This window comes from Synechococcus lacustris str. Tous (assembly GCF_003011125.1).
Lineage (GTDB): Bacteria > Cyanobacteriota > Cyanobacteriia > PCC-6307 > Cyanobiaceae > Synechococcus_D > Synechococcus_D lacustris.
Map to the genome: position 1 here is coordinate 1 of NZ_PXVC01000157.1, position 1,939 is coordinate 1,939.

Here is a 1,939-nt window from a genome sequence, read left to right on the forward strand (position 1 = left end):
GTGCATGCAGCAGCTTTAAAACAGGTGCCAGCGGCTGAATACAACCCAATTGAGTTCATCAACACCAATGTGCTCGGAGCCGAAAATGTTGTGCAGGCCTGCCTCGACACAGGCGTAAAGCGAGTAGTGGCACTGAGCACGGACAAAGCGGCCGCGCCGATCAATCTCTACGGCGCCACCAAGCTCTGTTCAGACAAGCTGTTCATCGCCGCCAACAACATCAAGGGCACTCGCGACTTGCGCTTTTCCGTGGTGCGCTACGGCAATGTGATGGGTTCGCGCGGCTCGGTGATTCCCTTCTTCTTAGAGAAAGCCAAAACCGGCGTGCTGCCGATCACCGATCCAGCCATGACCCGCTTCAATATTTCGCTAAGCGAAGGCGTTGCAATGGTGCTGTGGGCGCTGGAGAACGCCCTTGGTGGCGAACTGTTTGTGCCCAAAATTCCCAGCTACCGAATTACCGATGTGGCCGAAGCAATCGGCCCGAGCTGCGAGAAGCCGATCACGGGCATTCGCCCTGGTGAAAAGATCCATGAGGAGATGATCACCAGCTCCGATAGCTTCACCACGATCGATTTGGGCACTTACTACGCAATCTTGCCCAGCGATGGCCGAGTGCAAAAGCTATACCAGGAAGCGAGCATCCGCAGCGAGCCCGTCGCCACGGGATTTGCCTACAACTCCGGCTCTAATCCGGAGTTTCTCAGCGTGGAGCAGCTACGGGCGCTCATCCGCGAGCATGTAGACCCTGCCTTCCAGCCCGTATGAGCAGCGAGCCCAGACCCTTCATCCCATACGGCCGCCAAACCATCACCGAAGCCGACATCGCTGCGGTAGAGCACGTGTTGCGCAGCCCATTCCTTACCCAGGGTCCTTCAGTGCCCGCCTTTGAACAGGCTGTTGCCAACCAGGTGGGAGCAAGTTATGCGGTAGCTGTGAACAGCGCCACGAGCGCCCTGCACATCGCCTGCCTGGCCCTAGGGCTAGGGCCAGGCGATCGACTTTGGACCTCACCGATCACATTTGTAGCTTCGGCCAACTGCGGCCGCTACTGCGGCGCCACGGTTAATTTTGTGGATATCGAGCCCTCAACTGGCTTGATGAGCATGGCGGCACTCCAAACCAAGCTGGAGCAGGCTGAACGCACCGGCACCCTCCCGAAGGTGCTGGTGCCAGTGCACCTCACGGGTAGCAGTTGTGATATGGCAGCGATCGGAGCGCTTGCCAAACGCTATGGCTTTGCGGTGCTGGAGGATGCCAGCCATGCGATCGGCGGCCGCTACCAAGGCGAGCCGGTGGGCAACTGCCGCCACAGCGCCATCACGGTATTCAGCTTCCACCCGGTAAAGATCATCACCACTGGCGAAGGCGGGCTGGCCACCACCAATGATCCGGTGCTGGCCCAGCGCATGGCGGAGCTGCGCAGCCACGGCATCGTGCGCGAGGCCGAGCGCTTTGAGCGGCCAGCGGCGGGGCCTTGGGTGTATGAGCAGCAGCAGCTGGGTTTCAACTACCGGATCACAGACATCCAGGCGGCGCTGGGCCTGAGCCAGTTGCAGCGGCTGGATGATGTCGTAGCGGAGCGTAACCGGCAACTGCAGCGCTACCAGGAGCTGCTCGCTGATCTGCCCGTGCAGTTGCTGGAGGTGCCTGAGGATGTACTGAGCTCGGTGCACCTGGCCGTGATCCGCCTGCAACAGGCCAGTGCCCAGGAGCACCGTCAGGTGTTCGAGGGGATGCGGGCTACTGGGATCGGCGTGCAGCTGCACTACAGCCCGGTTCATCTACAGCCCTACTACCGCGCCTTGGGCTTTGCGGAAGGTCAATTCCCTGAAGCAGAGGCCTATGCCAGCAGTGCCATTAGCCTTCCGCTTTTTCCAGGGCTCAGCGCCAGTGACCAGCAGCGCGTGGCTTCGGCGTTGACAGAGCAATTGAAGAT

At 60.4% G+C, this 1,939-nt stretch carries 2 protein-coding genes; both read left to right on the forward strand.

The window, feature by feature from the left end; translation table 11 throughout:
- Window positions 1-768: polysaccharide biosynthesis protein (locus tag C7K08_RS13750; protein ID WP_106501091.1), on the forward strand; the 768-nt coding region annotated here is incomplete at its 5' end.
- Window positions 765-1,939, forward strand: a 1,175-nt coding sequence (pseC, locus tag C7K08_RS13755; protein WP_106501092.1) for a UDP-4-amino-4,6-dideoxy-N-acetyl-beta-L-altrosamine transaminase, incomplete at its 3' end; no start/stop codon positions are given. The genes C7K08_RS13750 and pseC, both read left to right, overlap by 4 nt.